A 4,390-nucleotide genomic window follows, 5' to 3' on the forward strand; every position below is an offset into this window, starting at 1 on the left:
GTTCACAGCGCTCTGGTTGATTCGTGGCGCAAGGGTATCTCATGTGCTCCTCGCATACAGCCCCATTGGCAGCCGGCATGCTCGGCGGTAGCTGTGAAGGCGGGGCAAAATCGCTGGCATACGTGAATAAGGTAGCGCGTAGACCGGCTGCAACCGGCCAGAAGCAGACACTTCCGCCCTACTTGGTTTCGACGGCGCTGGCTGGGAGTTCAAGGAACACTGTCTGCTCAACCGCAGCTCGTCCCGAACCTGCGCATGGCGGGCGGGCATTACCACACGATTGGTGAGGTGCTACGAGCCTGAGCTATCACACCAGCACATTGCCGCCATCCACCACCAGCGATTGGCCATTGGCGAAGCCACTGCGCATGAGGAACAGGTAGGCAGCGGCGACGTCCTCCACTTCGCCTATTCGCCCGACCGGCAGGCGAGCGGCAACGCTTTGGTAAAGCGCCTGCCGTTCGCTCTCGCCCATGTCGCGCCACAACTCGGTACGCACCAGACCGGGCGCCACGGCGTTGATGCGTAACGGTGCCAGCTCTAAGGCCAGGGCCCTCACGAGCGAGTCAATGGCGCCGCAAACGCTGGCGGCCAGGCTCCAACCTGAACTGGGTCGGATGCCGGCGATACCGCCCGAAAGCACGATTGACCCATCAGGACGAATCCACCTCACGGCATGACGTATCGCCACGAGTGCCGACCAGAAACGCAGTTCGAAGGCGTGCCGGGCATTCACTGAATCCAGTTCGGCCAGCGGGCTCAACAGCAAGCGGTCGCCGGCACTGTAGACCAGATGGTCGATTGCCCCGACCTCCGTGAAGAAAGCCGCAATGGCTTGATGGTCGGTGAGGTCAAGCAAGTGGCCACAGACACCTTTACCAAGTCGGGCCAGGGCACTTTCAAGCCGCAATGGGTTGCTTGAAGCGATGGTCACGCTGGCACCCTCGGTCAGAGCCTGCCGGGCCACTTCTAGGCCGATGCCGGATGAGCCGCCAAGGATGACGATGTGCTTGTCACGCAATGCGGGAAGCTGGGAAGACATGTTTGTATCTCCGCGGTTAGTTGCTGCGTATCTGGCCGAGAGCCAAGGCGATGAGCGCCAGAAGGGCGGCTATACCGGCAAGCCAGTGCCAGCCTAGTTGCAACAAGGGCATCGCCAGTGCCGAGCCGAGGGCACCGCCAAGGAAAAAACCGGCGATATACAGGCCGTTCAGTCGGTTACGGGCCCTGATATCAAGCGCCAGCACCTGGCGTTGTGCGGCCACGTGACTGATTTGCACGCCGGCATCGATCAGCAGGGCCGCCAGTAACCAACAGGTCAGCGTGGGCAGGGCGATGCTCAGCAGGAACCCGCTCGCCACCAACACGGCACCCCAGCCTCGCAATGCAGTGGAATGGCCGCTGTCGGCGAGGCGGCCAGCCACCGGTGCGACCAGAGCTCCGGCGGCGCCGGCCAGGGCGAACAGTGCTATGCCCTGTGCATGCAGCCCGAAGTGCTCGTTCAGCAGCACAGGTGCACCAACCCAGAACAGACTGAATGCGGCGAACAAGCAGGCCTGTGCCGCGCTGCGTCGGCGTAGTTCGGCGTGCCTGCGTAGCAGTTGTGCCAGGGACGCGAGCAGGGCTGGATAGCCAAGCGTCGAGTTGGCTCGATGATGTGGCAGGCGCCAGGCCAGTAATGCACCGAGCAGACTGACCAGCAGCGCGTCAGCAGCAAACAGGGCGCGCCAGCCAAATGCATCGGTGATCAGGCTAGCCAGGGGGCGTGCCAGCAAAATGCCCAACAGCAAGCCGGCGGTGATGCTACCGACGGTGCGCCCCTGGGTGCTGTTGCTACTCATGTGCGCTGCCAGGGGCACCAGCAATTGCACGGCGCAGGAGCCCAGGCCGACGACGAGTGCCGCCAGCAGCAGAGCGCCGACATTGCTGGCGCTGGCCATCACCAGCAGTGCCAACACTTGCACGAACGCCAGGGTCAGGACTAAACGACGGTTCTCCAACAGATCGCCCAGCGGCACCACCAGCAACAGGCCCAGGCAGAAGCCCAGTTGACTGGCGCTAACGGCTAACCCTGCCTGCCAGGAGACGATACCCAGATCAGTGGCGATCGCCGAGAGTATCGGCTGGGCCAGATAGCTGCCTGCGGCAAATGTGCCACAGGCCAATGCCAGCAGCGCCGTCGATGAGCGGCCGCTACCGGTCAGCGCAATGCTGCCAGTGCTCATGCGAACCCCCTCAGGCTTGCCGTTGGATCAGGTCGGCAAGTACCGTTTCCAATTCGGTGGTGCCGTGTATCGCCGTGCCTGCGAAGTCGATCCAGCCTTGGTTGAATCCATCGAGCATCTGCATGCGCGGCAATGGGTTGTGCATGCCTTGGCTGCGGAAAAGCTGCTCCCAGGTGTCACGCGGTACGCTGCGTGCGTGCACATCACGACCCAGCAGTCGCCCGAGCGTGGCGGCCAGGCGTTGTGGCGAGATGCGCCGCGGCCCTTCCAACTCGACGATGCGTACGCCCTGCCAGGACTCCTGCAAGAGCATGGCGGCGGTGCGGCCGACATCGGCGGTGGCGACCATTGGCACGGCTTTGTCCAGTGGCTGCAAGAAGCTGTGCAGTACGCCTTCGTCGCGCGCCGGAGCGATATCCCACAGGGCGTTCTCCATGAACCATGCGGCACGCAGGAAAGCGACCGGCATCGGCAACTGACCGAGCTGTTGTTCCATGCCACTCAGTTGGCTGAGCAGGTTGGATTGGCTAGCCTGGGCGCCGATGGTCGACAGGCACACGACTTTGTCCGGCTGAGCGGTCTCCAGCGCCGAGCGAAGGGTCGAGACGATATAGCGCGATTCGAGGAAATCCGGGCTCGGGTCGAAGTTCGGTGGCAGCAGCACGAACACCGCCTCGGCGCCTTTGAACGCGCGGGTCAACGCGGCAGCGTCACGCATATCGGCCAGGGCCAGCTCACAGCCTTGGCGCAGCCATTCGCCGCCCTTGGAGGTATCGCGCACTACCGCGCGTACGTTCTTGCCCGCAGCGAGCAGGGTGCGGGCCACGGTACCGCCGACCTGGCCGGTGATTCCAGTGATCACATACATGGGGATAACTCCTATTGCGACCGGCGGTTGCCGGGTTCGCAAGCAGTCTCTCCTCAGTCGATTGATCAATCGATAACATGGAAGTCATTTTATTGATGACATAAAGGCATTAAATATGAGCTTCGATGAGCGCACCCTGAATGGCATGAGTGTGTTCGCCGCCATCGTCGATACCGGCAGCTTCGCGGGTGCAGGTGAGGTGCTGGACATGTCCCAACCTGGCGTCAGCCGGGCGTTGGCGCGGCTGGAGAAACGCCTCGGCATTCGCCTGTTTGATCGCACTACGCGCTCGGTGACCCTGACCGACGACGGTCGGCGCCTGCATGAGCAGGTACTGCCTTTGCTGACTGCATTGGAGGAGGCGGCTAGCTCGGTCACTGTTGGTGCTCGGGTGGTGCGTGGGCGCTTGAGGGTCAATGTCGATCCTTTCTTCGCCCGCCTGATCCTTGGCCCGCGATTGGGGGCGTTTCTCGATGCCCATTCGCAGTTGGAACTGGAACTAATCACTCGCGACCGACTGGGTGACATGGTCGCCGATGGCTTCGATCTGGCGCTGCGTTTCGGTGAGCCGCGTACCTCCAGCCTGGTCGCGCGCAAGTTGCTGGACACGCGCATCCTTACAGTCGCGGCGCCTTCCTATCTGAAACGTCATGGTCGCCCCCTGCAGCCGCAGGACTTGAACGGACATCGCTGCATCCAGTTTCGCGATCCTGAAACCGGGCGGCCGTTCGACTGGGAGTTCCATCGTGGCAGTGAGCGCCAGATGGTGGATACCCGTGGACAGTTACTGGTCAACGATGTCGGCAGTCTGCATAGCACCTGCCTGGCGGGATACGGCATTGCCCAGATCATGGCGCTGGGCAGTGACTTGCTGCTGACGGATGGGAGGCTGGTGGAATTGTTCGCGGACTGGCCGGACGAGCGTTTCCCGCTATACGCCCTGTATCCGTCGAGGCATAACCCGCCGGCCAAGGTGCGGGCCTTTCTCGATTTCGTCTTGCAACTGGTCGCGGCCTGAAACGACTGCCGAATCTTTGGCAGGAGATCAGCGCGCCGGCGGCAGCGCTACTCCGATAAGCACGAAGTGAATCGCCCCGGCCCTCCTAGTCACTTTCAAGCCTCAAATAGATGTCCATTGGTAAAAAGGGGACAAGGGGACAGATTTATTTACTGGGCAGAGGTCCGCGTCTGACCGAAAGCAGCCCCCACCCTCTCCAGACCAAGCGCTTTGCTACTCAGTCAACGAGCCCTGCCCCTGCGCGCCCCTCAGGGCGCCAGGCGTTCGCGAATCCAGGCC

The 4,390-nt window shown here is 62.5% G+C and carries 4 protein-coding genes; 1 reads left to right on the forward strand and 3 read right to left on the reverse strand.

Annotation, left to right across the window (positions count from 1 at the left end):
• Positions 1–307: 307 nt before the first annotated feature.
• The 3 genes from J0A65_RS21610 to J0A65_RS21620 are packed head-to-tail and all read right to left on the reverse strand — an operon-like array spanning position 308 to position 3,093.
• Positions 308–1,042 carry an SDR family oxidoreductase gene (locus J0A65_RS21610; RefSeq protein ID WP_206596400.1) on the reverse strand — a complete coding sequence of 245 codons (735 nt, stop codon included), beginning with the start codon at positions 1,040–1,042 and terminating at the stop codon, positions 308–310.
• 16 nt (positions 1,043–1,058) lie between these two features.
• Positions 1,059–2,225 (reverse strand): MFS transporter, encoded by a 1,167-nt coding sequence (locus J0A65_RS21615; protein ID WP_155294648.1) that lies wholly within the window; start codon positions 2,223–2,225, stop codon positions 1,059–1,061.
• A gap of 10 nt (positions 2,226–2,235) precedes the next feature.
• Positions 2,236–3,093 carry an NmrA family NAD(P)-binding protein gene (locus J0A65_RS21620; protein WP_047591960.1) on the reverse strand — a complete coding sequence of 286 codons (858 nt, stop codon included), beginning with the start codon at positions 3,091–3,093 and terminating at the stop codon, positions 2,236–2,238.
• A gap of 115 nt (positions 3,094–3,208) precedes the next feature.
• On the opposite strand from J0A65_RS21620, the gene J0A65_RS21625 reads away from it, so the two are divergent.
• Positions 3,209–4,111 (forward strand): LysR family transcriptional regulator, encoded by a 903-nt coding sequence (locus tag J0A65_RS21625; RefSeq protein ID WP_206596401.1) that lies wholly within the window; start codon positions 3,209–3,211, stop codon positions 4,109–4,111.
• Positions 4,112–4,390: the final 279 nt, after the last annotated feature.

This window comes from Bowmanella yangjiangensis, assembly GCF_017255015.1.
GTDB classification, from domain to species: domain Bacteria; phylum Pseudomonadota; class Gammaproteobacteria; order Enterobacterales; family Alteromonadaceae; genus Bowmanella; species Bowmanella yangjiangensis.